Below are 26,310 nucleotides of genomic sequence, written 5' to 3' on the forward strand. Positions count from 1 at the left end.
TGGTCGCCGCCTGGGCGAGCGCGCTCGCCACCGCCGAGGTGGCACCCGGCGAGGTCCGCCTCATCGAGACGCACGGCAGCGGCACCCCGCTCGGCGACGCCATCGAGGTGGCCGCGCTGCACGAGGTGTACGCGGGTGGGCCGGCCGACAGCTGCGCGCTCGGTTCGGTGAAGACGAACATCGGGCACCTGGACGCCGCCGCCGGGATAGCCGGCCTGATCAAGGCGGTGCTCGCCGTCCAGCACGGCACCATCCCGCCGAACCTGCACTACACGCGCCCGCACCCGGAGATCGACCTGGCCGACGGTCCCTTCTACGTGCCCAGCAAGGTGCGGGACTGGCCGCAGGCGGCGCGCCGGGTCGCCGGGGTCAGCTCGTTCGGGCTGGGCGGCACCAACGCCCACGTCGTGGTCGAGCAGCCGCCGCCGGTCGTACCGGTCGGTGGGCAGCCGTCCCCGACGGCGCACCTGCTGCCGGTCTCCGCGCGTACGCCGGCCGCGCTGCGGGACGCGCTGACCCGGCTGCGGCGGCACCTCACCGGCGCCGCCCCGCCCCTGGCCGAGGTCGCCGCCACGCTCGCGCTCGGCCGGCGGGCGTTCGGGTATCGGGCCGCGATGGTGGTCACCGACCTGGCGGGAGCGGTCGCCGCCCTGGACGAGCTGCTGGAGACCGGCGCTCGGGTCGTGGGCGAGCCCGGAGCACTGCGTGAGCTGGCGGGCGCCTGGGTGGCGGGGCAGGACGTCGACTGGGCGGCGCTGCATCCCGAGGGCCGCGTCCGGCGCACCGGCCTGCCCACCTACGCCTTCCAGCGGCAGCGGTACTGGATCGATCCCCCTCGGAAGGGCAACCGGTGAACTGGTTCGTCTCCGCCGGCGGCCGTGGCGTGGCCCCGGTGCAGCTCTTCTGCCTGCCCTATGCCGGTGCCGGGGCCAGCGCCTTCCGGCGCTGGCAGGCCGGCCTCGGCGCCGGTGTCGAGGTGCTGCCGGTGCAACTGCCGGGCCGGGAGAACCGGATCACCGAGGACCCCCGATTCCAGGTGGTGGACGTCGCCCGGGCCATCGCCGAGCGGGTCACCGGCCCGTACGCCGTGTACGGCCACTCGATGGGCGGCCGGCTCGGCTTCGAGGTGGTCCGCGAGTTGAGCCGCGAGGGGCGACCGCTGCCGATCCGGCTCTACGTCGGTGGGGCGCGCGCCCCGCACGTCACCGCACCCAGCCTCTTCGACGGTCTCTCCACGGTGGACGACGACGAGTTGCTGCGCCGCCTCGGTCAGGGAGGTGGCCTGCCCGCCGAGGTCCTCGAGCACCCCGAGCTGGTGGAATTGCTGCTGCCGCTGCTGCGCGCCGACTTCGGCCGGGTGGACAGCTACCGCTACCAGCCCGGTGATCCGCTGCCGGTGCCGATCGTCGCGTACAACGGCCGGCACGACCGGGCGGTGACACGCGAGCACAGCGAAGCCTGGAGCCGGCACAGCGCGGTCGGCTTCACCCTGCACGAGATCGCCGGCGGGCACTTCTTCCTGCACGACGCGTTGGACGAGCTGCTCGCCGCGATCCGCGCCGACCTCGACGCCGCCGTCGCGCAGAGCGCCACCGGGCGCGGTCCGGTGGTCCGGGCCACCACGCCGCTCGGCGCACACCGGGTGCCGCTCGGCGAGGCCGGCTGGTCGGTCTGGCGGGACGCCGTCCTGCGTACCACCGGCTTCCCGGCCGACGGGCTCACCGTCTTCTCCGCACCGCAGGCCGCGGCCGCTGCCGACGAACTGCTGGCGACCGGTTCGGGAGTCGAGCACTTCGACAAGGAGTTCGCCGAGGCGGTGGCGGTCGGCGCCGAGCGGCTGAGCGAGCTGGCCGACGACCGGCTGCTTCGGGAGGCGATCACCTGGCAGAACCGCAACATGCTGACGGCCGCCGACGCGTTGCGGCGAGACGGTGCGGACGCACCCCGCAACGCACGCCGACGGGAGCGGGAACGGGTACTGCTCAGGTACTGGCAGCGTTACTGCGGCAAGAACGAGACGATCGGCTTCTTCGGGCCGAGCTGCTGGGTGACGCTCGACCCGACCCGGCCGGCGACCGTCGCGGTGCGCCCCGGACCAGCCCTCGCCCGTAGTCGTCGGGTGTGGTTGGAGTCGTGGGCGCTGGCCGCGTACGCCGACGCGATCGGGCGGGACCTCGCCGTGCGCGCCTGGTGGCCGCCGTGCCTCGCTGCGCACCTGCGCCTGGTCGACCGTGCGGTACATCGTCCCGGCCGACCACCCGTGCCGCTCACCCCGGTCGAGGCGGCGCTGCTCGCCGCCGCCGACGGCCGCCGCAGTGCTCGGGAGCTGGTCGCCGACCCGGCGATCGGGCTGCGCCGCCCCGAGGACGGGTACACGCTGCTCGACCGGCTCGTCGAGCGGGAACTGATCACGTGGGACGCGGCACTGCCGGTGAGCCCCGCCGCCGAGGACATGTTGCGGAGACGGATCGAGTCGATCGGCGACGGCCCGGCGCGGGAGACGGCCCGGGCCGGCTTCGACGAGCTGTGCGCCGCCCGGGACGAGGCGGCCGTCGCGGCCGGCGACCCGGACCGTCTGCGCGGCGCGCTGGACGCGCTCGACGCGACGTTCAACGCGCTGACCGGTATGCCACCCCGACGGCGCGCCGGTCAGACGTACGCCGGGCGGACACTCTGCTACGAGGACACCAGCCGCGACCTCGACGTGGTGTTCGGCGCGCCGTTCCTCGACGGGATCGCGGCGCCGCTGGACGTGCTGCTGCGGGCCGCCCGCTGGCTGGCCGGCGCGCTGGAGCAGGCGTACGTGGCGGCGTGCCGCGGGCTCTACGAGGAGCTGCGAGCCGAGGCCGACGGCGGGCAGGTGGCCCTGTCCGACCTGTGGTTCCTGATGCAGGGACTCTTCTGGGGCGACGCGGAGCGCCCGGTGGACACGGTGGCCGCCGAATTCGCCGCGCGCTGGGCGGGACTGTTCGGGCTCGCCGACCTGCCGGCGGGGACGACAGATGTTCGGCTACGGGTGGCCGACCTCGTCGACCGGGTCGCCGAGGTGTTTCCGGCCGTCCGCCCGGGGTGGAGCGGCGCCCGGGTACACAGCCCGGATCTGCAGATCTGCGCGACCGACGCGGAGTCACTGGCGCGCGGTGAGTACACCGTGGTCCTCGGTGAGATGCACACCGCCTGGCCGTCCTTCGACTCCGAGCCGCTGGCCCGGTCCCATCCCGACCGGGAGCGGCTGCGCTCGGCGTTCGCCGAGGACCTCGGCGAACGGCGGATCCGGTTGCTCCTCCCCGCCGACTGGCCACGCCACACCGGCCGGGTCGCCGAGGCGCTGACCGGCCCGACCGACCGGCAGCTGGCGTTCGTACCCGCTCCCGGCGCCGATCCCGGGCGGGTGCTGCCGACGGTGGCCCTGACCGTCGGCGAGGTGTCGGGAGAGCTCGTAGCGACGGCACCGGACGGGCAGCGCTGGCCGCTGATCGAGATCTTCGCCGGGGTGCTCGCCGCGCACGCCGTCGACGGGTTCAAGTTGGTGGCCACCGCGCCGTACACACCCCGGATCACACTGGACAGGTTGGTGGTGGCCCGGCAGACCTGGCGGACCACGGTGGGGCGGAGCGGGCTGGCCGCGGTGACCGGAGAGCGGGAACCCTTCCTGGCCGTCCGTGCCTGGCGTAGCCGGCTCGGCCTGCCCGAACAGGTGTACGTGAAGTTCGCGACCGAACCCAAACCCTGCTTCGTGGATCTGAGCAGTCCGGCGTTCGCCACCATGTTGTGCGCCATGGCCCGGGCCGCGGGCGACGAGGCGGCCCTGACGGTCAGCGAGATGCTGCCGACCCCGGACGACGCCTGGGTCCCCGACGCCCAGGGACGGCGCTACCTCAGCGAGCTGCGTCTGCAGATCACCGATCCGATGAGTTACCGGGGAGAGAACGGGTGACCGACATCCTGACCATCAGCGCGGCGCAGGGGGAGTCGCTGCCCTGGCCGGACGCGACGCTGGCCGAGTTGATCGTCGCGCAGGCCGCCCGCACCCCCGACGCGGTGGCGGTGCGCCAGTGGGACGACCGGCTCAGCTACCGCGAGCTGCTGGACCGGGCCGGCGGGGTGGCCGCCGTGCTGCGAGCACGCGGCGTCGGCCGGCAGAGCCGGGTCGGTGTCTGCGGCCAGCGGCGGCCGGAGCTGGTCGCGACCGTTCTCGGCGTGCTGCTCGCCGGGGCGTGTTACGTGCCGTTGGAGCCGGGTGGCCCGCGCCGGCGGCTCCGGGAGATCGCCGCGGACGCGGGCGTGACAGTGGTGATCGGGGACGCGGCCGAGACCGAGTTCGCCGACGCCGCGGGTATCGAGGCGCTGGGGCTGCCCGGTCCGGCGCCCCTCGCACCCTGCCCAGCGCGGCCCGAGGACCTCGCGTACGTGCTGTTCACCTCCGGCTCGACCGGCCGCCCGAAGGGGGTGCTCACCACCCACCGGAACCTGGTCGAGTTCCTGCACGGCGTGGTGGCGATCAGCGGCGCGGACGCGGAGGTGCGCAGCCTCGGCATCGCCTCGCTGGGCTTCGACACGGTCACGATGGACCTGTTCGTTCCGCTGCTGCTCGGCGGCTCGGTGCAGCTGATCGGCGCGGCGGAGCGCGCCGACCCGGTCCGGCTGGGTCGCTTCATCGCCGCGCACGAGGTCAACTGGGGCTTCATCACACCCACCGTGCTGTCGATGCTGGACCCGGCCGAACTGCCCGACTGGCGGGTGGTGTTCTGCGGCGGTGAGGCGGTGCCGGCCGAGCTGGCCGCCCGGTGGGCGCGGGGGCGTACCTTCCTCAACGGCTACGGGCCGACCGAGACCACCGTGCTGGCGTTGAGCTGCCGGTTGACCGCCGACGAGACCGATCCGGTGCCGATCGGCCGACCGCTGCCCAACCACCGCGCGTACGTGGTCGACGCCGGTCTGCGTCCGGTGCCGCCCGGGGAGACCGGCGAGCTGCTGATCGGCGGACCCGGTCTGGCCGACGGCTATCTCAACCGGCCGGGGCTGACCGCCGAGCGGTTCGTCCCGGACCCGTTCTCCGAGGTGCCGGGGGCGCGGTCGTACCGCACCGGTGACCTCGTCCGGCAGCTGCCGGACGGCCGGATCGTCTACCTCGGCCGGGCCGACCGGCAGGTCAAGGTCCGTGGCCAGCGGATCGAGTTGGGCGAGGTGGAGGCGGTGCTGGCCGAACTGCCCGGAGTGGACCGGGTGGTGGTCGAGGCGATACCCGGACCGGCCGGTACGGAACTGGTCGCGTTCGTCACCCCGATGGACGCCCCCGACGACGAACGGCTGCGCGACTACGCCGGACCCCGGTTGACCGCCGCGATGCTGCCGGCGCGGGTGCTGCGCCTCGACGACCTGCCGGTCAGCCCGATCTCCGGCAAGCTGGACCGGCCGGCACTGCGCGCCCTGGCCACCGCCGCCCGTGCGGACGGCCCGGAGCAGGCGCCGGCCGGCACGGACGAGCCGCTCGACGCGGCGGTACGTCGCATCTGGACCCGCCTGCTCGGCACCGTCCCCACCGCGGAGACGGATTTCCTCGCCGCCGGCGGCAACTCGATCGCGGCGATGCGGCTGGTCGCCGCGCTCCGTGCCGAACTCGGCCGGCACGTCGACACTCGCGACGTCCTCACCGACCGGACGTTCACCGGCCTGGTCGAGCGGGTCGCCACCGCCCCGGCGGCCGACGGCGACGCGCTCACCACCGGTAACCCGCCGACCCTGTCCCCACCGCAGCGGCGGCTGTGGTTCCTCGACCAGCTCGCGCCGTCCAGCGCGCCGTACAACATCGCGTTGGCCCACCGGCTGCACGGCCCGCTCGACGTCACCGCGCTCGGTGCGGCGTTGCGGGCGGTCGTCGAGCGGCACGACGTGCTGCGCTGGCGGATCCCGCAGACCGGCGGTGTGCCGTACGCCGTCCGTGAGGAGCCGACCGACGTGGCCGTGCCGGTGGTCGACCTGACCGGCGACGACGACCGCGAGCGGAAACTCGCGGGGATGCTCGCCGCCGGCGCCGGGCACACCTTCGACCTGGCCACCGGGCCGCCGTGGCAGGTGACCGTCTACCGGCTCGGCCCGGCCGAGCACGTGTTGGCGATCACCCTGCACCATGCGGTCTTCGACGGCTGGTCCGAGACGGTTCTCTACGACGACCTCGGGGCCGCGTACGAGCAGGCGGTGGCCGGGCGGACGCCGCGGCTGCCCGCGCTGACCGCCGGCTACGCGGACTACGCGGTGTGGCGGGCGGAACGGGACCGGCGCCGGGGCGAGGCCGACCTGTCCTGGTGGACGGCGCATCTGCGGGGCGCGCCGACCGTGCTGGACCTGCCGCGGGACCGACCTCGCCCGGCCGTGCAGACCTACACCGGAGCCGAGGCCGCCGTCCGGTTGCCTCAGGCGACCGATCGGGCGGTGCGCACCCTGGCCGAACGGCTGGGAACCACGGTCGCCGCGGTGCTGCTGGCCGGCTTCGGTGAGCTGCTGGCCCGGCTCACCGGCGGTGACGACCATGTGCTCGGCGCGGTCGTCGCCGACCGGAGGCTGGCCGCCTTCGACGACGTGGTCGGCTTCTTCATCGACACCGTGCCGGTCCGGGTACGCACCGGCGGGGCGAGCTTCGCCGAGCTGGTCGACCGGTGCGCCACCGAACTGCACGAGGTGACCAGTCATCCGGCCGCGCCGCTGGAGCGGATCGTCGAGGCGCTCGGCGTCGGCCGGGACACCTCCCGCGCGCCACTGGTGCAGGTGCTGTTCAACGTGCTCAACTTCGCGCCGCCCCGCCTGGCGCTGGCCGGCCTCGCCGGCGAGGCGGTCCCGGTGCCGAAACCCGGCTCACCGTTCGACGTGACCGTGTACGTGGTCGAGGACGCCGGCCGGATCGGTGTCGAGGTGGTCCACAACCCGGACCTCTTCGACGGTGAGCGGATCGACGTGCTGCTGACCGACCTGGTGGCCCTGGTCGGCGCGCTCGCCGCCGAGCCCGACGCGCCGGCCCGCGAGGTCGCCGCCGAACTGCCCCGCCCGGCCGTCCGGGTGGCCCAGCTCGGCGCCATGACCGTCGCCGCCACCGAACCGCCGCGCACCGCCCTGCCCGCCGGAGCGGACGGGCTCACCGAAACCGAGGAACTGGTCGCCGGCATCTGGCGGGAGGTGCTGGAGCGCGACCGGATCGCCGTCACCGACAACTTCTTCGACATCGGCGGGCACTCGCTCGCGCTCGCCGAGGTGCACGCCCGGCTGGCCGCCGCCACCGGCCGCTCGATCAAGATGCTCGACCTGTTCCGCCACCCCACGATCCGTGCGCTCGCCGCCAGCCTGGACGGCGCCACCGACCGGCCCGAGCTGGCCCGCGCTGCCCTGCGTGCCGCCGCCCGGCGCGGCCGTACCCGTCGAAACCCACCCCGCCGCCCCGGCGGCACCACGCACTGAAGGAAGCCGTGATGGACGTCCCGACCGCAATCGACCTGTCCGACGGCGACGGCATCGAGCCGATCGCGATCGTCGGAATGGCCGCCCGCCTGCCCGGCGCGGCGGACGTGAACGAGTTCTGGCGCAACCTGGTCGACGGGGTGGAGTCGGTCACCGAGCTCAGCCGCGAGGAGCAGCTGGCCCGGGGCGCCACCGTCGAGGAGGTGGACGATCCGGGCTGGGTCAACCGGGCCCCGCTGATCGACGGGTACGACGAGTTCGACGCCGCGCTGTTCGGGATGACCGATCGGGAAGCGGCGATGACCGACCCGCAGCACCGGCTCTTCCTGGAGTCCTGCCACACGGCGCTGGAGGACGCCGGCTACGACCCGTCCCGCTACGACGGCGCGGTCGGTGTGTACGCGGGCACCGGCGGCAACACGTACCTGCACCGCTACGTGCTGCGCAACAAGCGGGTCGGAGGCAACCCGCACAGCGCGGTCTCCATCGCCGCCGGCAACTCGCCGAACTACGTGGCGACCACCGTGTCGTACCGGCTGGACCTGCGCGGCCCGAGCCTCACCGTCCACACCGCCTGCTCGACGTCGCTGGTCGCGTTCCACCTGGCCTGCGAGGCCCTGCGCAACGGTGAGTGCGACATGGCGCTCGCGGGCGGGGTGAACGTCGAGCTGCCACACGTCGGCTACCTCGGCATGGAGGGTTTCACCTCGCCCGACGGGCGGTGCCGGCCGTTCGAGGCCGGCGCGAACGGCACCGTGTGGGGCAGCGGCGTCGGCGTCACCCTGCTCAAGCGCCTCTCCGACGCGATCGCCGACGGCGACCCGATCCGCGCGGTCGTGCTTGGCAACGCGATCAACAACGACGGCGCCGGCAAGGTCGGCTTCACCGCGCCGAGCGTCGACGGGCAGATGGAGGCGGTCGCCCAGGCGGTCGCCATGGCTCGCGTCGACCCGCGCACCGTCAGCTACATCGAGGCGCACGGCACCGGCACCGCCATGGGCGACCCGATCGAGGTGGCCGCGCTCTCCGCGGTGTACGGCAGCGAGACCGACGACCGGGGCTGGTGCGGCATCGGCTCGGTGAAGTCCAACATCGGCCACCTCAGCCAGCCCTCCGGCATCGTGAGCGTCATCAAGACGGTGCTCGCGATGGAGCACGGCCTGATCCCGCCGACGATCAACTACGAGACCCCGAACCCGGCCATCGACTTCGCCGACACGCCCTTCTACGTGGCGAACACGCTCACCAAGTGGGACACCGACGGTGGTCCGCGTCGGGCCGGCGTCAGCTCGTTCGGCATCGGCGGCACGAACGCCCACGTGGTGCTGGAGCAGGCGCCCGCGGCGTACCGGAGCAACCGGCGGGTGCGTGCGGCGCAGTTGCTGCACGTCTCGGCGCAGACCGCCACCGCGTTGGAGAGCGCGGTGCGGCGGCTCGCGGCGCGCCTCGGCGAAGCGGCCGACGCCGCTCCGGAGTACCTCGCCGACGTGGCGCACACGCTGCGGGTGGGACGGCGAGAGCACCCGCACCGGGCGGCGGTGGTGGCCGTCGACCTGTCCGGCGCGGTGGCCGCCCTCGGCGATCCGAAGCGCCTGCGGCGCGGGGTGACCGACGGTCCACCCCCTCGGGTCGGCTTCCTCTTCTCCGGCCAGGGCGCCCAGTACGCCGGCATGGGCGCGCAGCTCTACGCCGAGGAGCCCGGGTTCGCCGCGGTCGTCGACGAGTGCGCCGAACTGCTCCACCCCGAACTGGGGCTGGACATCCGGGACCTGATCCTGGGCCGGGAGCCGGAGGCCGGCGAGAAGCTGACGCAGACCCGCTACACCCAACCGGCCCTCTTCGTGGTCGAGTACGCCCTGGCGCGCCTCTGGCAGGACGCCGGGGTCAAACCGGCCGCGATGATCGGGCACTCGATCGGCGAGTACGTGGCCGCGACCGTGGCCGGCGTGCTCAGCCTCCCCGACGCGCTGCGGGTGGTTGCCGCCCGCGGTCGGCTGATGCAGTCCCTGCCGGCCGGCTCGATGCTCGCCGTCGCGCTGGACGAGTCGGTGGTCGCCGAGCGCCTGCCCGACGGGTTGGCCGTCGCCACGGTCAACGGCCCCGGCACCTGCGTGGTGGCCGGCCAGACCGAGGCGGTCGCCGCGTTCGCCGAGACGCTCAGGGGCAAGAGCAAACTGCTGCGCACCTCGCACGCCTTCCACTCGCCGATGATGGAGCCGATCCTGGGCGGGTTCACCGCCCTGATGACGTCGGTGACCCTGCGTCCGCCCACGATTCCGTTCCTGTCCAACGTCACCGGCACCTGGATCACCGACGAGCAGGCCACCGACCCCGCGTACTGGGCGTCGCACCTGCGCCGGCCGGTGCGCTTCGGTGACTGCGTGGCCACCCTGCTCGGCGAGGGCACCTGGCAGCTCGTCGAGTGCGGTCCCGGGACGCAGCTGGCCAACCTGGCCCGGATGCAGGTCGCCAAGGCCTCCCCCGAACAGCGCAAGCTCACCCCGCTGGGCAGCCTCCCCGGGCCCGGCGACTCCACCGGCGACCTGGCCACCCTGCTCGGCGCCGCCGCCGTGCTCTGGTGCGCCGGCACGCCGGTACGACTCGGGGCCGACCCGCAGGCGCGGCGGGTGCCGCTGCCCACCTACCCGTTCGAGCGGCGCCGCCACTGGGTCGACCCCGACCCGCAGCAGCAGGTGGCGGCCACGGTGGAGACCGGGCCGCGGCCGCTGCCGGAGTGGTTCGCCGTGCCGGTCTGGCGGCAGGCCGCCGCGGAGCCGCGCACCGAGCCGCTGGGTCGCTGCCTGGTCCTTGTCGACGGTCCGCGCGGCGACGCGCTGCTCGCCGGGCTGCGGGCCGGGGGCGCCGACCCGATCGAGGTACGCCCCGGCGACGGCTTCGCCGCCACACCGACCGGCTACCGGCTGCGCCCCGGATCGCGGGAGGACTACGACACGCTGGTCGCCGCGCTGACCGCCGACGGCGTACCGGCCCGGATCGTGCACGCGTTCACGCTGGACGGTGGGCCGACCGGCACCGACATCACGGCGACCTGGGCCGCGCAGGAACGCGGCTTCTTCAGCGCGCTGCACCTGGTGCAGGCGCTCGCCGGCGCGGGCCTGACCACCGAGGAGGACAGTCGCACGCTGGACCTGGTCACCGCCGGCGTCGGCGACGTACGCGGCGACGACCTGGTCCGGCCGGAGCACGCCACCCTCGCCGGACTGGCCCGGGTGCTCCCGGCCGAGCTGCCCGGGCTCGCCGTCCGGCTGATCGACGCCGACCCGACCGACGACGGCGGGCGTGCCCTCGTGGCCGAGCTCCGTCGCCCGCGCGACCCGGCACGGGCGGAGCTGGCGCTGCGGGGAACGCGCCGCTGGGTGGCCGACTACGAGCAGGTCACCCTCGACGCGGAGGGTGAGCCGGGCGCGCTGCGCGACGGCGGCCGGTACCTGATCACGGGTGGTCTCGGTGGCATCGGCATCACCCTCGCCGAGGACTTCGCCCGGCGGGCGCGGGCCCGGCTGGTGCTGCTGGCCCGTTCCGGCCTGCCCCCGCGGGAGCAGTGGGACGACCACCTCGCCGTGCACGGCAGCGACGACCGGGCCGGCCGGGCGATCGCGGCGATCCGCCGGATGGAGGCCGTCGGCGCCCAGGTGCTGGTGCTCGCCGCCGATGTCACCGACCCCGACGACCTGCGCCGGGCGCGGGCCGCGGCCGAGGAGGCGTACGGCGGGATCGACGGCATCGTGCACGCGGCCGGCCTGCCCGGCGGCGGCATGGCCGAGGTCAAGGAGCGGGACGAGGCGGAACGGGTGCTCGCGCCGAAGCTCGCCGGCACCCTCGCGCTGGCGCAGGTCTTCGGTGACCTGCTGCTGGACTTCGTGGCGCTCTGCTCGTCGATCACCGCGGTGGTCGGCGGGTTCGGGCAGGTCGACTACTGCGCCGCCAACGCGTTCCTCGACGCGCACGCCCGTGCCGGGCAGGGCTGGCGGGCGCCGGTGCTGTCGCAGAACTGGGGCGGCTGGGCCGAGGTCGGCATGGCCGTCGAGACCGAAGTGCCCACCGGGTTCCGCGCCGCCGGCCGGGACACGGTGACCAGCACCGTCGACCATCCGGTGCTCACCACCCGGGTCAGCGGGCCGGAGGGGACCGTGCTGCACGGGCTCGTCTCGGCGACCACCCACTGGCTGCTCGACGAGCACCGGATCGGCGGGGTTCCGGTGGTGCCGGGCACCGCGCACCTGGAGTCGGTGCGCGCCGCGGTGGCCGCGGCGGTGCCCGCTACCGCCGCCGACGCGGTGCTGGAGCTGCGCGACGTGGTCTTCCTGGAACCGTTCGCCGTGCCGGACGGCACGATCGCGCAGTACCGGGTCGAGCTGACCGCCGCCGACGAGGGCGTGGACTTCACGGTGCGCAGCCTCGCCGGCGGGCGGCTGCGGACGCACGTGCGCGGTACGGCCGGCTGGACCACCGAGCCGGCCCCGCCGGCCCGGCAGGTGACCGTACCGGGCCGCCGAGTCGACGACGACGCCTCGTTCGGCCGCGGCCGTACCAGCATGCTGACCTTCGGCCCACGATGGAAGGCGCTGCGGGAGCACCACCTCGGCGAGGGCGAGGAACTGGCACGCGTCGAGGCGCCCGCCGAGGCGGCCGGCGAGGCGGCCGCGTGGGGCCTGCACCCGGCCCTGCTCGACGTGGCCACCGCGTTCGGCCGGGGCCAGGGCTCCGGCACCTACCTGCCGATGTCGTACGGGCGGATCGTGGTACGCGGGTCGCTGCCGGTGCGCTTCACTAGCCACCTGCGGCACCGGGCCGGCGGCACCGACGAGGTGGTCGCCGCCGACCTGAGCCTGCGCGACGAGGCGGGCCGGGAACTGGTCGCGATCAGCGACTTCGTGTTGCGTCGGGTCGACCAGGCTGCGGTCACCGGCGGTCTGGCCGCGACCGCCCCGGCCGAGGAGGCGCCGGCCGGGCCGAGTGAGGACATCCGGCCGGTGGACGGGGCGGAGGCATTCCGCCGGAGCCTCACCGCCGGGCTCGGAGCGCAGGTGGTCATCGCCACCCGGACGGTCGCAGCCATCCGCGAGCGCGCCGGTCGGGTCACCACGGAGAGCATCGAGGGCGAGCCGGAGACCGCGGCCACGCCGGTGGCGTCCGGTGGGGGATCGGCCGCGCCCAGCACCGAGCTGGAGGTCGCCGTCGCCCAGGTGTGGCGGGATGCCCTCGGCGTGACCGAGGTGGGGGTCGACGACGACTTCTTCCACCTCGGCGGCAACTCGCTGGTGGCGGTGCAGCTGATCGCGGCGATGCGCAAGGCCACCGGTGTCCGGCTGCCCATGCGCAGCCTCTTCGAGACGCCCACCGTGGCCGGGCTCGCCGCCCGGATCGAGGAGTTGCGCGCCGCCACCCCCACCACCGACGACCCGCCGGCCCCGGCGGCCATCCCCGCCATCCCGCGACTGCCGCGCGCCTGAGAACCAGAACAGGAGTTGGAGAGACTCATGAGCGACACGATCGCCACACTGCCGGTGGTCGTCGAGAACGACGGCCGAGCCCTCACCGATCTCATCGCCGACCGTCGGGTGGAGCTGCGCGCCGCCCTGGTCGAGCACGGCGGGCTGCTGTTCCGCGGTTTCGACGTGGGCGGGGTGGACGGTTTCGACCAGGTGGTCCGCACCCTGTCCGGGGAGCCGCTGACCTACACGGAGCGTTCGTCGCCCCGGCACGCCATCAAGGGCCAGGTCTACACCTCGACCGACTACCCGCCGGACGAGGAGATCTTCCTGCACAACGAGAACTCGTACCAGGCCCGCTGGCCGCTGACGTTGTTCTTCTACTGCATCACCGCACCCGAGACGCAGGGCGCGACGCCCCTGGCCGACGTACGGCGGGTGTACCAGGAGATCGACCCGCAGGTGCGGGAGGAGTTCATCCGGCGCCGGTGGATGCTGGTGCGCAACTTCCACGAGGACTTCGGGACTCCGTGGCAGCACGTGTTCAACACCGACGACCGGGCCGAGGTCGAGGCGTACGCGGCGGCCAACCGGATCCAGCTGGAGTGGCGGGGCAAGGGCGGGCTGCGCACCCGGGCGGTACGCGACGCCGTACACCACCGTCCCGGCTCGGACGTCCCGCGCTGGTTCAACCACGCGACGTTCTTCCACATCAGCACCCTTCCGAAGGACTACCAGGAGGGGCTGCTCGACATGTTCGGCGCCGAGGACCTGCCGTCGAACACCTACTACGGCGACGGCGGTGAGATCCCCGCCGACGTCATGGGCCACCTGCGGGCCGCGTACCGGGCCGCGAGCGTCCGCTTCGACTACCAGCGCGACGACGTGCTGGTGGTGGACAACATGACCGCGGCGCACGGTCGTGAGCCGTTCACCGGCCCCCGCAGGATCGCCGTCGCGATGGCCGAGCCGTACACCCCCGAGAGCACTGGAGCGATCTGATGGCCGAACCCCGATTCCTCGTCGTCCGCAACGACGAGGAGCAGTACTCGATCTGGTCGAGCGACCGGGAACTGCCCGCGGGCTGGCACGAGGCCGGGTTCACCGGCAGCCGCGATGAGTGCCTGGCACACATCGACGGCGTGTGGACCGACATGCGCCCGCGCAGCGTACGGGAGACGGCGTCATGACCAAGGAGTGGAGCTTCCCGGCGTCGTTCGCCCAGGAGCGGATCTGGATCGCCAACCAGCTCGACACCGCCTCGCCGGTCTACAACATCTCCAACCCGTGGGTCTTTCCGTCCGGGGTCACGGCGGAGCAGGCCACCGACGCGTTCAACCAGGTCGTCGCCCGGCACGAGACGCTCCGCACCCACCTGCGGGTCGACGACGGCACGCTGGTGCAGGTGGTCCGCTCGACGGAACGGTTCGAGCTGCCCGTGGTCGACCTTCGCGAGCTGAGCGGCGCCGAGCAGGAGCGGCGGTACGACGCCGAGCTGACCGAACTCGCCCGTACGCCGATCCCGCTGGACGCCCCGCCGCTGTGGCGGGCCCGGCTGCACCAGCTCGCCGACGACCGGGTGACGCTGCTGTTCGTGGTGCACCACGCGGTCTACGACAGCCACTCGTCGGTGATCTTCACCGCGGAACTGGCCGCGTTCAGCCGGGCCGCGCTGACCGGCGCGCCCGCCGAGGTGCCCGAGCTGCCCATCCAGTACGCCGACTTCGCGGTGTGGCAGCGCGAGCAGCTCGCCGGCGCGGAGTTGGAGCGGCAGCTCACGTTCTGGCGGGAGCGTCTGGCCGGGGCGCCTGCCGCGACCGGGCTGCCGCTGGACCGCTCCCGCCCGGCCCAGCTCGGCTTCGCCGGCGACGAGGTCCGCTTCGACCTGCCCGAAGGGCTGCTCGGCCGGGCGACGGCGCTCGGTGCCGGCCGGGCGGCCACCCCGTACATGGTGCTGCTGGCCGCGTTCGCCGCGTTGCTGTCCCGGACCGCCGGCGAGGAGGAGGTGGTGGTCGGCGTCTCCACCGCCGGCCGGGACGGCCCCGAGGTGACGCCGCTGATCGGCATGTTCGTCAACCCGGTGGCGCTGCGTTGCGACCTGACCGGCGACCCGACGTTCGGCGACCTGCTCGTCCGGGTGCGCGACGGACTGGTCGACGCGCTGGAACACGGGCAGATCCCGTTCCAGCGGCTCGTCGAGGCGGTCGCGCCGCAGCGCGACCCGTCGGTGCAGCCGATCTTCCAGACCGCGCTGAACTACATCCCGGACTCCGGGCTGGACGCGGTGGCGCTGGGCACCACCAAGGACGACCTGGCCTTCGACATCACCGCCGAGACCAGCCGCCTGGTCTACCGCACCGCGCTGTTCGACCGGGCCACCGCGGAGACCGTCGTCGCCCGCTACGTCCGCCTGCTCGACACGGCCGTCGCCGATCCGCAGCAGCGGGTCTCGGCGCTGCCGCTGCTCGACGACGCCGAACGGGAGCGGGTGCTGGTCACCTGGAACGACACCGCCCGTGAGCTGCCGGCGTCCACGGTGGTGGACGAGCTGGAGCGGCAGGCGGCGCGGACCCCGGAAGCCACCGGGCTGGTCCACGAGGGCGTCGCGCTGTCGTACGCCGAGCTGAACGCCCGGGCCAACCGGCTCGCCCGACTGCTGGTCAGCCGCGGCGCCGGCCCCGAGAGTCGGGTGGCGCTGGCGCTGCCCCGCTCGGCGGAACTGGTGGTGGCCATCCTCGCGGTGCTCAAGTCCGGCGCCGCGTACGTTCCGGTGGACACCGGCTACCCGGCCGGCCGGATCGCGTACCTGGTCGAGGATGCCGAGCCGACGCTGGTGCTGACCACCGCGGAGACCGCCGGGCTGGTGCCGGCCGGGGCGCTGGTGCTCGACGCGCGCACCGCCGCCGAACTGGCCGACGGCGACCTCACCGACGCCGATCGGCTCGCCGCGCTGCGCCCGGAGCACCCGGCGTACGTGCTCTACACCTCCGGTTCCACCGGGCGGCCGAAGGGCGTGGTGGTGGAGCACCGCGCGGTGACCGCCTACCTGGCCTGGGCCCGGCACACCTACCCCGGGCTGGCCGGCACCGCGTTGCTGCACTCGCCGGTCTCGTTCGACCTCACCGTCACCGGCCTGCTCGGCACGCTCACCGCCGGCGGCACGGTGCGGCTGGCCGCGTTCGACGACGCCGCCGCCCGCACGGGCGGCCGCCCGACGTTCCTCAAGGTCACCCCGAGCCACCTGCCGCTGCTGGAGCCAGAGCTGTCGCCCACCGGTGACCTGGTGATCGGCGGCGAGGCGCTCACCGGCGAGCAGCTGGCGCGGTGGCGGGAGGGGCACGCGGACGTCGCGGTGATCAACGAGTACGGCCCTACCGAGGCGACCGTCGGCTGTGTGGCGGCCGGGATCGCACCGGGAGAGACGGTGCCCGCCGGTCCGGTGCCGATCGGACGTCCCACCTGGAACACTCGCGCGTACCTGCTCGACGCGGCGCTCAACCCGGTGCCGCCGGGGGTGGTCGGCGAGCTGTACGTCGCCGGTGACCAGCTGGCCCGCGGCTACCTGCGCCGGCCGGGCCGCACCGCGGAGCGCTTCCTGCCCTGCCCGTACGGGGCGCCGGGGCAGCGGATGTACCGCACCGGGGACCTGGCCCGCTGGCGGTCCGACGGGACGATGGAGTACCTCGGCCGCCGCGACGACCAGGTGAAGATCCGGGGCATGCGGATCGAGCTCGGTGAGATCGAGTCGACGCTGCTCGCCCGGCCGGACGTGCGGGAGGCGGCGGTGGTGGTGCGCACCGATTCCGGCGAGCCGGAGCTGGTCGGCTACCTGGTCGGTACCGCCGACCCGGCGGCCCTCGCCGTGGACCTCGCCCAGGAGCTGCCCGCGCACCTGGTGCCGGCCGCCTTCGTCGTGGTCGACGCGCTGCCCCTCACCCCGAACGGCAAGCTCGACGTCGCGGCGCTCCCCGCACCGCAGGCCACCCCCACCGCCGGCGGGTACGTCGCCCCGCGCACCGAGGCCGAGGCGCTGGTCGCCGAGGTCTACGCCGAGATCCTCCACGAGGACAAGGTCGGCGCGTTGGACGACTTCTTCGTCCTCGGTGGCAACAGCCTTCGCGGCATGCGGGCGATGGCCCGCATCCGCGCCGAGGTGGACGTGGACCTGCCGATGCGGGCGCTGTTCACCAGCCCGGTGGTGGCCGACCTGGCCGCCCTGATCGAGCAGCGGATCGCAGCTGAGCTCGACGGGCTTTCCGAGACCGAGGTCGCCGCGTTGCTGGCGGCGGAGAAGGACAAGCCCTCATGACCGACCTGAAGGATCCGGCGCGGGACCCCGCCCGGCAGGCGCTCATCGCGCAGCGGTTGCGACGGCGACAGTCCGCCGCTCCCGCGGCGCGGATCACCGTGCGTCCGCCCGACGCCCAGGTGCCGCTCTCGTACGCCCAGGAGCGGGTCTGGTTCATGGACCAGCTCGCCCCCGGTGAGGCGGCCTACCACATCGCGGTGCCGATGCGGGTACGTGGCCCGCTGGACGTATCGACGCTGCGCGCGGCGCTCGACGGCCTGACCCGGCGGCACGAGTCGCTGCGCACCCGGTTCCCGGCGGACGCCGACGGCCGGCCCACCGTCGTGATCGAACAGACCGTCGAGGTGCCGCTCACCGTCGTGGACGCGGCCGACGCGACGGCGGCGCAGGAGCTGGTTGAGGCGGCCTCGACCGATCCGTTCGACCTGGCGCACGGTCCGTTGCTTCGTGCCCTGCTGATCCGGCTGGCGCCCGAGGAGCACGTGCTCTTCCTCGGCAAACACCACATCGTCGGTGACGGCTGGTCGGTGGACCTGCTGCTACGTGACCTGGTCACCCTGTACCGGGGGGCCGAGCCACCCGCCTTGCCCGTCCAGTACGGCGACTTCGCCGTCTGGGAGGCGCAGGAACTGGCCGGGCCGGCTGCGCAGGGACACCTGGAGTTCTGGCGGCAGCGCCTCGCCGGGGTCACCCCGCTGGAGCTGCCGCTGGACCTGCCCCGCCCGGCCACCCAGACCTACCGTGGTGACTTCGTCGAGTTCACCCTGGACGGAGCGACCCGGGACGGCCTGTACGCGCTCACCCACTCCTACGGCGGCACGCTGTTCATGACGCTGCTCGCCGCGTACCAGGTCCTTCTGGCTCGTCACGCCAGCCAGGAGGACTTCGTGGTCGGCGCCTCGGTCGCCGGCCGCTCCGTCCCGGAGCTGGAGAACGTGGTCGGCATGTTCATCAACATGCTGCCGCTGCGCGCCGAGTTGGCCGGCGAGCCCACCTTCGGCGAGCTGCTGGAGCGGACCCGGCACAGCGTCCTCGACGCGCTGGAGCACGGCGAGGTGCCGTTCGCCAAGGTGGTGCACGAGCTGGGACTGCCGCGCGACGTCAGCCGGTCGCCGGTGTTCCAGGCCATGTTCGTGCTGCAGAACTACGACATCGGCCGGTACGCCAACGTCCCCGGCGACAGCACCGTGACGTTCACCTGGACGCCGATGGAGCTGCGGGCCACCCGGTTCGACATCGAGCTGCACGCCGTGGAGACCGTCGACGGGCTCTGGGGCAAGCTGGTGTTCAACACCGACCTGTTCGCCCGGGAGACCGTGCAGCGGCTGGCCGACCGGTTCGGCACGCTCCTGCGGGCCGTGGTGGCCGCGCCGGACACTCCGATCTCCGCGCTGGACCTGCTCGCCCCGGTCGAGCGGGAGCTGCTGGCGGCCTGGAACGACACCGCCGCCGGCTTCCCGCGTGAGCAGACCCTGCACGCCCCGATCGAGGAGCGGGCCGCCCGTACGCCGGACGCGGTGGCGCTCCGGTTCGAGGGCGCTTCGGTGACGTACGCCGAGCTGAACGCCGCCGCCAACCGGGTAGCGCACCGGCTGCGCGCGGCCGGTGTGGGCCCGGAAACCCTGGTCGGGGTCTGTGCGGAGCGCTCGGTGGAACTCGTCGCCGGTCTGCTCGGCGTGCTGAAGGCCGGCGGGGCCTACCTGCCGCTGGACCCGGAGTATCCGGCCGACCGGCTGGCGTTCATGGTCACCGACGCGGACGCGCCGCTGGTGCTGGTCCAGGAGCACCTGCGTGGCGTGCTGCCGGAGACCGGCGCCACCGTGCTCGTCCTCGACGACGAGCGGACCTGGGCGGACCAGCCGACGACCGACCCGGCCCCGGCGAGCGGCCCCGAGCACCTCGCGTACGTCATCTACACGTCGGGCTCGACTGGCCGGCCGAAGGGGGTGCCGAACACCCACCGGGGCATCGTCAACCGGCTGGACTGGATGCAGCGGACGTACCGGATCGGCCCGGACGACGCGGTGTTGCAGAAGACGCCGGCGAGCTTCGACGTGTCGGTGTGGGAGTTCTTCTGGCCGCTGCGCGAGGGCGCCCGGTTGGTGCTGGCGAAGCCTGGCGGGCACAAGGACGCCGGCTACCTGCGGGACCTGCTGATCGCCGAGGCGGTGACCACCACCCACTTCGTACCGTCGATGCTGACGGTGTTCCTGGCCGAGGAGGGCGTCGAGGCGGCGACCGCGCTGCGTCGGGTGATCTGCTCCGGCGAGGAGCTGCCGCCGGCCACCGCCACCGACTTCACCGCCCGGCTGCCCTGGTGCGGCCTGCACAACCTGTACGGCCCGACTGAGGCGGCCATCGACGTCAGCTCCTGGCACTGCGACCCGGCGCTGCTGGCCGGTCTGACCAGCGTGCCGATCGGCGCGCCGATCACCAACATGCGGCTGCACGTGCTCGACGCCGCCGGCAACGAGTGCCCGGTCGGGGTGGCCGGTGAGCTGCACATCGGCGGTGTGGGGCTGGCCCGCGGCTACCACCGCCGGCCGGCGCTGACCGCTGAGCGGTTCGTGCCGGACCCGTTCTGCGGCGAGCCGGGCGCCCGGCTGTACCGCACCGGTGACCTGGCACGCTGGCGGCTCGCGCCCGGCGCGGACGGCGAGGACCGCCCCGGCGGGGTCATCGAGTTCCTCGGTCGCGTCGACCACCAGGTCAAGCTGCGCGGTCTGCGGATCGAGCTGGGTGAGATCGAGAGCGCGCTGCGCGAGCGGCCCGGAGTGACCGAGACCGCGGTGATCGTCCGGGAGGACATCCCCGGCGACAAGCGGCTGACCGCCTACCTGGTGGGCACGGCCGAGCACGGTGAGGTGAAGGCGGCGCTGAAGGAGACGCTGCCGGAGTACATGGTGCCCGCCGCGTTCGTGACCCTCGACGCGCTGCCGCTCAGCCCCAACGGCAAGCTGGACCGCCGGGCGCTGCCCGCGCCGGTGGTGACCCGCGAGGCGTCGGTGGCGCTGGTGGAGCCACGCGACGACACCGAACGGCTGCTCGCGGGGATCTGGTCGGACGTGCTCGGCGTGCCGACGCTGGGCATCGACGACGACTTCTTCGACCTCGGCGGGCACTCCATGCTCGCCACCCAGGTGGTCGCGAAGATCCGCAAGGCCGAGCACGGCGGGCGGCCGGTCGGCGTGATGGACCTGTTCCAGCAACGCACCATCCGGGAACTGGCCGCCTTCATGTCCGGCGCGACCGGCGAGGAGGGGCCGCGCCGGCTGCTCTACGAGCTGACCAAGCCGATCCCGGCGAACAAGCGCGTCGTGTCGTACGTCTGCGTGCCGTACGGCGGCGGCAGCGCGATCGTCTACCAACCCCTCGCGGACGCCCTGCCGGCCGGGCACGCGCTCTGGTCGCTGGCCATCCCGGGGCACGACGTCGGGCTCAGCGAGGACGCGGTGCCCTTCGACGAGCTGACCACGCGGGTGGCCGAGGAGATCCTCGAACGCGTCGAGGGCCCGATCGTGCTCTACGGCCACTGCGGCGTCGGCAGCGCGATCGTGACCGAGGTGGCCCGTAAGGTGGAGGCGACCGGCCGTGAGCTGGAGGCGCTCTACATCGGCGCGATGTTCCCGTTCGCCCGCCCGAAGGGGCTCTTCGCGGCGGTCCGGACCCGGCTGGAGGCGCTGCGCAGCAACCGGCACTACGCGAGTTGGCTGAAGTCGATGGGGGTGGACACCGACGAGCTGGATCCGGAGCAGGCCGACCGGATCATCAGCAACATGCGGGCCGACTCCCGCGCCTCGGAGGAGTACTTCACCGGTCTGCTCGACCGTCGGGTGACGAAGTTGCGTGCCCAGATCGTCTCGGTGGTCGGCTCCGAGGACCCGGTCACCGACTACTACACCGAGCGGTATGCGGAGTGGCAGTTCCTCAGCGACACGCTGGCGCTGGTGGTGCTCGACCAGGCCGGGCACTTCTTCCTGAAGTACCGGGCGGACGAGCTGGCGGAGATCGTCACCCGCACGCACCGCGCCGTCGGCGACGGGACGGTCGCCGAACTCAGCCGCGAGGCGCGGGGCGAGGACGCGAGCTGGGCGGTCCACGACACGCTGGCCGTCGACGTCGAGAAGCAGCCCAAACCCGACACGGTGAAGCCGAGCATGGCCCGCTTCGTCGCGGTCACCGCCGGGCAGCTGGTCTCCACCACCGGGTCGGCGCTGACCGCGTTCGCGTTGCCGATCTGGCTGTTCAACCGGACCGGATCGGTGGCCGACCTGGGTCTGCTCTGGGCGCTGGCGCTGCTCTGCGGCGTGTTGATGCTGCCTGTCGCGGGGGCGATCACCGACCGGATGAGCCGGCGGAAGATCATGATGATCGCCAGCAGTAGCGCCGGCTGTGTGCAGGTGGTGCTCGCCGTGCTGCTCTGGACGGACAGTCTGGCGTTGTGGCACATCTACGGTCTCGTGGCGTTGAGCCAGGTGGCCGGCTCGTTCCAGCGGATCGCGTTCCAGTCGGCCGTGCCGCAGCTCGTGCCGAAGCGCTACCTCGGGCATGCGATGGGCATCACGCAGCTCTCCAACGGCTTCGCCATGCTGCTCATGCCGGTGTTCGCCGCCGGTCTGCTGGCCGCCATCGAGCTGAAGGGCATCGTGCTGCTCGACGTGGCCAGCTACGTGCTGGCCGTACTCACCCTGGCGCTGGTCCGCTTCCCGAACGCGCTGGGCTGGCGGCCGAGGGAGCGGCTGCTCGTGGCGATCGCCAACGGGTTGCGTTACTCCTGGCAGCACCGCGGGTTCCGGCTGATGCTCGGCTACTTCGCGCTCGGGAACATCTTCCTGGCCCCGGCGCTGGTGCTCATCACGCCGCTGGTGCTGTCGTTCGGCACCGTGACCCAGGTGGCGCAGGTGGCGCTCGCCGAGGCGCTCGGCGCGGTCGCCGGTGGCGTGCTGATGTCGCTCTGGGGCGGCCCTCGGCGCCGGCGGATGATCGGCGTGCTCGTCGCCAACCTCGGTACCGCGATCGGCTGCGTCCTGATCGGCCTGGACGCCTCGCTGGTGATGATCTGTGTCGGCGTGTTCTGGCTGGCCACGGCGATGACCACGGCGCAGTCCATCTACGCCACCATCGTGCAGGTCAAGGTGCCGCAGCGGTTCCACGGCCGGGTGTTCAGCCTGAACCAGACCATCTCCTGGTCGACCCTGCCGATCGGGTTCGCGTTGCTCGCCCCGGCGGCCACCGGCCTGTTCGAGCCGATGTTCGCCCCGGACGGCGCGTTGGCCGGCTCGGTTGGCACGGTGATCGGTACCGGGCCGGGGCGGGGGATCGCCTTCGCGTACGTCTGCTTCGGCGCGGCCCTGGTGCTGATCACTATCGGTGGCTTCGCGATCCGGCTGCTGCGTCGCTTCGACCTCGAGGTCGAGGACTCGCTGCCGGACGACCTGGTCGGCGCGCAGGAGCGGGAGCGGCGTATCGCCGCCCGCGCCGCCGAACGGGAGGAGAAGGCGCTGGTAGCGGCGTGAGCGGTGGTGGGGGCTTCCTGCCTTGACCGGAGGCCCCCACCGCCGCCCCGCCGATCGGTCGCGACGGCAGGTCAGGGCAGGTCGGGTCGATCGGCCAGGTCCGCCTCGGGCAGTTCCTCCGGCCGTGCCACCCACGCCGAGTAGACCGGCACGCCGTGCCACGGCCCGGCCGGTGAACCGTCGCGGGTGTCGGTGGCGACGGCGACGACGGCGTACGGGTGGCCGAAACGCAGGTCGGCAACGCGTACGACGGCTTCCGGCGGTATACCGGCAACCGCGGCGAGCGCGGTCACCGCGGCTGCCTCGAAGCCGTACCGGCCGTAGCGGGCCGTCGCGGCCTGAGCCGCTTCGTAGCCCATACCCGGGGCACCCATCAGCTCACCAAGGGCGCCCACTGCCCGGTCGAAGCCGAGGCCCTTCGTGGTCAGGTCGTGCCGGCTGTCCGCCGTCCAGCAGGGAAGCACCGCGCTGAGTCGCTCCTCACGCCCGAACGCCCGGCTCTGCTCCTCGCGCAGCGCCCAGAGCGGGGTCTCACCCAGCGGCAGGTCGTAGAGGGATCGACGCCCCCTCCCAGGGGACGTCGTCGCGTTGATCGCCACCTCGTGGGCGGCGGCGAGCACGTCGGACGCGGGCACCTCCGGCAGCGCGGCCACCGAGACGACCAGCAGGCCGGCCGAGCGGCCGTCGACGGTCTCCGGTTTCGCCTGCGCGGCGTGCACGGCCACGTCGCCGGCCCGGGCGGTGCCGGCGATCCAGCAGGTGTGGCCGTGCCACGGGGTGCGCAGCACCCGGCGCAGCTGGCCCGCCCAGGCGCTGCCGGACCCGAGCGCGTCGGCGGACGTCACCTGGAACGGGGTGGCCCACGTGATCCGGGTGGCCAGTGCCGTGGCCATGACCAGGAGGGTGTCCGGCTCGACGGTGAGCGGAAACTTCTCGATCATGCCCAGGGTGTGCTCCCGCGCCCACGCGTCCAGGGCCGCCTGCTCGGGCAGCGGCCCCGTCTCGGTGCTCTTCGGCAGCGCGGCCCGCCACTGCGCCAGGGCGTCGATCGCGGTGCGTTCCCACAGCGCGCTGGCCGAGGCGACCAGCGGGTGCGGCGCGTCCAGCAGCGTCCGTGCCGTCGCGGCGGCCCGGTCGGCGTCGGCGCCGAGCACCTCCTCCAACTCGGTACGCGTCCGGCCGGTGGCGGCCGGGCCGACCAGGGCGAGCAGCAGCCACGCGCCGAGCGGGGAGGCGATGTGGTGCCCGGGGCCGATCAGGCGGTGCATCCGTTCCGCGTATCGGGCCACGGGCCCGGTAGAAACCATCATCGCTCCACTGTGCCCGCCGACCGCGCCGGCGTCAGCCCGTCACTCCGGGTCGGCGCCGATGACCTCCGCCACCTGGGCGGGCAGTGGGTACGGGAGCTCCGGCGGCAGTAGCGCCTCAGCGGCCGCATCGTCGCCCGCGTCGAGTTGTTCGCGTACGGCCCGGGCGGTCGGCGTCACGCCGGTGAGGGAGACGAGCCACTCGTCGACGTACCGTCGTGCGGCCTCGCCGGTGAGCCCCACCTGGAGCGAGCGGTGCGGCAGGGCAGCGAGTCGTAGTGACCGTTCGGGGTCCCACTGCACGCGCACCGGGCTGGCTTTGAGCCGCCGGGACCAGTCGCGGCGGTCGGCGTACCGGTTCCGGTCGAAACTGCTCAGGCAGGCGTTCGCGAGCGCCCACTCGAATCCGGCCCGGTTGATCCGGGCAGCCAGCACCCGTTCCTGTCCGGGCTTGGTGGCCCAGCCGCAGCGGTACATCATCCAACGGAACGACGGCTTGATCCACGTCATGCGCTCACGCTTGAACGGGGGTACGAAGCGCCCCGCGGCCAGCGCTGGCTCCGCGATCTCCAGCCGGTACGCCTGGTACACGGTGACCGTTTCGTCGTCGAAGAGCGCCCGGATCTGGTGCCGAGGGACTGTCATGCCGCCGATGCTGGGTGATCCCGCGCCTCGAGGCCAGCGGATTTCCTGCGGCCGAGCCGGCTCTCGAAGCGGGCCACGGCTACGGACGGTTCCCTGACTCAGCTCGCGGGAGCCGTTACAGATAGGCTTCCGGGCCGTGGCAGGTCTGTTGAAAAGCATGGCGGCACGCATCAGCCGGGCCGGTGGAGCGATGGTTCCCCGCCAGCGACGTGCGGAGCCCACGCCGGCTCAGGTCGCGCGTCGGCGTCACGTCGCCGCGCTTCAGCGCCGCGAGCTGTCGTACGCCCCGGAGCTGGACGGGCAGGCCGACCCGGGTGAGATCGTGTGGACCTGGGTGCCGTACGAGGACGACCCGCGCCAGGGCAAGGACCGTCCGGTGCTCGTGGTCGGCCGCAAGAGCCGCACCCTGTTCGGGCTGATGCTGTCCAGTCAGAGCGCCCGGGACGGGCAGCGGCACTGGCTCGCGCTCGGCCCGGGTGACTGGGATCGGGACATGCGGCCCAGCTGGATCCGACTGGATCGGGTACTGACCATGCGTGAGGACAGCATCCGCCGCGAGGGCGCGATCCTGGATCGGGCCCGCTTCGAGCGGGTCGGCAGGGCGTTGCGCGCCGGCTACGGCTGGCGCTGATCCCGGCCGGGCCACCCGACGCCCGGCTGTCGGCCCTCTTTGCGCTGTTGAGGGCCAGCGCCTTGGCGGTGCGGCCGGTGGTGTCCGGCCTGCTGGACCTCGCGATGGAAAGACCGGATTCCGCTTGACCGGGTGCATCCGTGACGTATATTCAACTCATCGGTTTATCAACCAAGTGGTTGAGAGAAGGCGATGACAACAGATCCGGTCAGCACCGTGTTCGCCGCCCTTGCGGACCCGACCCGCCGCGCGATCCTCGCTCGGCTGGCGGCCGGCGAGGCGACGGTCAACGAGCTGGCGGCGCCGTTCCCGGTGAGCGTCCAGGCCATCTCCAAGCACCTCAACGTGCTGGAGCGGGCCGGTCTGATCGTGCGCACCCGGGAGGCGCAGTGGCGGCGGTGCCGGTTGGAGCCGGCTCCGTTGCGCACCCTCGCCGAGTGGGTCGACCAGTACCGAAGGCTCTGGGAAGACCGTTACGACACATTGGACGACTACCTCAACGACCTGAAGGGGAAAGACGATGAGCCAGCTCAGTGACCTCGCGATCGACCTGCCGTCGGACCAGGAGATCACCCTCACCCGCGCCTTCGACGCGCCACGAGAACTGGTGTTCGCCGCACACGGTCAGGCGGAGCACCTGAAGCAGTGGTGGGGGCGGGGCAACCCGCTCGACGTCGAGATCGACTTTCGGGTCGGTGGCCGGTACCGGTTCGTCGAGCACGCGAAGGACGGCAACTCCTACGCGTTCCGGGGCGAGTTCCGGGAGATCGTGGTGCCCGAGCGCATCGTGCAGACCTTCGAGTACGAGGGTATGCCCGGGCACGTGGTGGTGGAGACCCTCGCCTTCACCGAGCAGGACCGCCGGACCGTCGTCACCGGCACCAGCCGGTTCGACACGAAGCAGGAGCGCGACGGCATGCTCGACACCGGAATGACGCAGGGCGCGGCCGAGTCGTACGCGGCACTGGAGAGGCACCTGGCCACCCTGCGCTGACGTGCT

13 protein-coding genes are annotated in these 26,310 nt (G+C 73.4%); 11 read left to right on the forward strand and 2 right to left on the reverse strand.

Annotated elements, in window-relative coordinates; genetic code table 11:
- From ABZS42_RS24625 to ABZS42_RS24660, 8 genes are all read left to right on the forward strand, one after another.
- Positions 1-854, forward strand: an 854-nt coding sequence (locus tag ABZS42_RS24625) for a ketoacyl-synthetase C-terminal extension domain-containing protein (protein ID WP_355149014.1), incomplete at its 5' end; no start/stop codon positions are given.
- Entirely contained in the window at positions 851-3,937 is a 3,087-nt protein-coding gene (locus tag ABZS42_RS24630) for a thioesterase domain-containing protein (RefSeq protein ID WP_355149016.1), read from the forward strand. The genes ABZS42_RS24625 and ABZS42_RS24630, both read left to right, overlap by 4 nt.
- Positions 3,934-7,449 carry an amino acid adenylation domain-containing protein gene (locus ABZS42_RS24635; protein ID WP_355149018.1) on the forward strand — a complete coding sequence of 1,172 codons (3,516 nt, stop codon included), beginning with the start codon at positions 3,934-3,936 and terminating at the stop codon, positions 7,447-7,449. The genes ABZS42_RS24630 and ABZS42_RS24635 overlap by 4 nt, the downstream gene beginning before the upstream one ends.
- 11 nt (positions 7,450-7,460) lie before the next feature.
- The gene (locus tag ABZS42_RS24640) at positions 7,461-12,923 is read left to right on the forward strand and encodes an SDR family NAD(P)-dependent oxidoreductase (protein ID WP_355149020.1); all 5,463 of its coding nucleotides are present in this window, start codon (positions 7,461-7,463) and stop codon (positions 12,921-12,923) included.
- A gap of 27 nt (positions 12,924-12,950) precedes the next feature.
- The gene (locus ABZS42_RS24645) at positions 12,951-13,904 is read left to right on the forward strand and encodes a TauD/TfdA family dioxygenase (RefSeq protein ID WP_355149022.1); all 954 of its coding nucleotides are present in this window, start codon (positions 12,951-12,953) and stop codon (positions 13,902-13,904) included.
- Complete coding sequence (locus tag ABZS42_RS24650) at positions 13,904-14,092, forward strand: MbtH family NRPS accessory protein (RefSeq protein WP_355149024.1); 189 nt, start codon at positions 13,904-13,906, stop codon at positions 14,090-14,092. Before ABZS42_RS24645 ends, ABZS42_RS24650 begins: the two co-directional genes overlap by 1 nt.
- The gene (locus ABZS42_RS24655) at positions 14,089-17,211 is read left to right on the forward strand and encodes an amino acid adenylation domain-containing protein (protein ID WP_355149026.1); all 3,123 of its coding nucleotides are present in this window, start codon (positions 14,089-14,091) and stop codon (positions 17,209-17,211) included. The genes ABZS42_RS24650 and ABZS42_RS24655 overlap by 4 nt, the downstream gene beginning before the upstream one ends.
- Positions 17,208-22,727, forward strand: a complete 5,520-nt coding sequence (locus ABZS42_RS24660; protein WP_355149028.1) for an amino acid adenylation domain-containing protein — start codon at positions 17,208-17,210, stop codon at positions 22,725-22,727. Before ABZS42_RS24655 ends, ABZS42_RS24660 begins: the two co-directional genes overlap by 4 nt.
- A gap of 71 nt (positions 22,728-22,798) precedes the next feature.
- Here the strand turns inward: ABZS42_RS24660 and ABZS42_RS24665 are convergent, their stop codons facing one another.
- Together ABZS42_RS24665 and ABZS42_RS24670 are read right to left on the reverse strand one after the other, a co-directional pair.
- Positions 22,799-24,037 carry a serpin family protein gene (locus ABZS42_RS24665; protein WP_355149030.1) on the reverse strand — a complete coding sequence of 413 codons (1,239 nt, stop codon included), beginning with the start codon at positions 24,035-24,037 and terminating at the stop codon, positions 22,799-22,801.
- Between the two features lie 39 nt (positions 24,038-24,076).
- Positions 24,077-24,679, reverse strand: a complete 603-nt coding sequence (locus ABZS42_RS24670; RefSeq protein WP_355149032.1) for a DUF4291 domain-containing protein — start codon at positions 24,677-24,679, stop codon at positions 24,077-24,079.
- A gap of 136 nt (positions 24,680-24,815) precedes the next feature.
- Here ABZS42_RS24670 and ABZS42_RS24675 point away from each other — a divergent pair, with 136 nt between their 5' ends.
- From ABZS42_RS24675 to ABZS42_RS24685, 3 genes are all read left to right on the forward strand, one after another.
- Positions 24,816-25,310 (forward strand): type II toxin-antitoxin system PemK/MazF family toxin, encoded by a 495-nt coding sequence (locus tag ABZS42_RS24675; protein WP_355149034.1) that lies wholly within the window; start codon positions 24,816-24,818, stop codon positions 25,308-25,310.
- Positions 25,311-25,502: 192 nt separating this feature from the next.
- Positions 25,503-25,847, forward strand: coding sequence for a metalloregulator ArsR/SmtB family transcription factor (locus ABZS42_RS24680; RefSeq protein WP_355149036.1), 345 nt, complete (start codon positions 25,503-25,505; stop codon positions 25,845-25,847).
- Positions 25,831-26,304 (forward strand): SRPBCC family protein, encoded by a 474-nt coding sequence (locus ABZS42_RS24685; RefSeq protein ID WP_355149038.1) that lies wholly within the window; start codon positions 25,831-25,833, stop codon positions 26,302-26,304. Before ABZS42_RS24680 ends, ABZS42_RS24685 begins: the two co-directional genes overlap by 17 nt.
- Positions 26,305-26,310 lie beyond the last annotated feature (6 nt).

The sequence above is a fragment of the Micromonospora sp. NPDC005367 genome (assembly GCF_040606825.1).
Taxonomy (GTDB): domain Bacteria; phylum Actinomycetota; class Actinomycetes; order Mycobacteriales; family Micromonosporaceae; genus Micromonospora.

Excerpts from the sequence above, each read along its gene's own strand:
- ABZS42_RS24685 (WP_355149038.1), top strand. The coding sequence starts at position 25,831 with ATGAGCCAGCTCAGTGACCTCGCGATCGACCTGCCGTCGGACCAGGAG.
- ABZS42_RS24650 (WP_355149024.1), top strand. The coding sequence starts at position 13,904 with ATGGCCGAACCCCGATTCCTCGTCGTCCGCAACGACGAGGAGCAGTAC.
- ABZS42_RS24660 (WP_355149028.1), top strand. The coding sequence starts at position 17,208 with ATGACCGACCTGAAGGATCCGGCGCGGGACCCCGCCCGGCAGGCGCTC.
- ABZS42_RS24645 (WP_355149022.1), top strand. The coding sequence starts at position 12,951 with ATGAGCGACACGATCGCCACACTGCCGGTGGTCGTCGAGAACGACGGC.
- ABZS42_RS24655 (WP_355149026.1), top strand. The coding sequence starts at position 14,089 with ATGACCAAGGAGTGGAGCTTCCCGGCGTCGTTCGCCCAGGAGCGGATC.
- ABZS42_RS24680 (WP_355149036.1), top strand. The coding sequence starts at position 25,503 with ATGACAACAGATCCGGTCAGCACCGTGTTCGCCGCCCTTGCGGACCCG.
- ABZS42_RS24665 (WP_355149030.1), bottom strand. The coding sequence starts at position 24,037 with ATGATGGTTTCTACCGGGCCCGTGGCCCGATACGCGGAACGGATGCAC.
- ABZS42_RS24670 (WP_355149032.1), bottom strand. The coding sequence starts at position 24,679 with ATGACAGTCCCTCGGCACCAGATCCGGGCGCTCTTCGACGACGAAACG.
- ABZS42_RS24640 (WP_355149020.1), top strand. The coding sequence starts at position 7,461 with ATGGACGTCCCGACCGCAATCGACCTGTCCGACGGCGACGGCATCGAG.